Raw genomic sequence first — 615 nt, forward strand, 5'->3', positions numbered from 1 at the left:
CGGGCTACGACGCCGAGATCGACAGGTTCCTCGCCTCCAACGACGGCTTGGCGTCACGATTCGCCCGACGCATCCGCTTCGACTCGTACACGCCGCAGGAGTTGGCGCGCATCGGCGAATACCTCGCGCGGCGTCGTGATTCGATACTCACCCCCGAGGCGGCGGCCGAAATCGAGCAGGCGTGTGCTCCGCTGTATGAGGACGTGCGCGAAGCCGGCGCGGGAATGCGGCGGGGAATCGACCTGGCGGGTAACGGCCGCTTCGTGCGGAATGTCGTCGAATCTGCCGAGGAGGAGCGCGAATATCGGCTCTCCGCAGGCGATCTGAGCGCACTGTCGGCGGACGACCTGATGCGGATCGAAGCAAGCGACGTACGCGCCGCTATCGCGACTCTGATGTCGGGCTTGGCTCTGAACTCGTGACCTCGATGATCGCGTCGCGCAACTGCGGTCGGCAGATCACCAGGTCGGGCAGATACGTGTCGTCCTGGTTGTAGACCAGCGGCGAACCGTCGATTCGACTGCACCACAGACCTTTTGCCGCAGCGACGGCCACCGGGGCCGCGGAGTCCCACTCGTACTGCCCGCCCGCGTGCACGTAGGCGTCGGCCTCGCC

Annotated in this window: 2 pseudogenes; one reads left to right on the forward strand and one right to left on the reverse strand. The window is 66.3% G+C overall.

Annotation, left to right across the window (positions count from 1 at the left end):
• Window positions 1-422, forward strand: a pseudogene (locus B3T59_RS22475) (type VII secretion AAA-ATPase EccA); the annotation flags it as partial.
• Here the strand turns inward: B3T59_RS22475 and B3T59_RS22480 are convergent.
• Window positions 382-615, reverse strand: a pseudogene (locus tag B3T59_RS22480) (inositol monophosphatase family protein); the annotation flags it as partial. The pseudogenes B3T59_RS22475 and B3T59_RS22480 sit on opposite strands and share 41 nt — an antisense overlap.

The organism is Gordonia sp. UBA7860 (assembly GCF_002500165.1).
GTDB classification, from domain to species: Bacteria; Actinomycetota; Actinomycetes; order Mycobacteriales; family Mycobacteriaceae; genus Gordonia; species Gordonia sputi.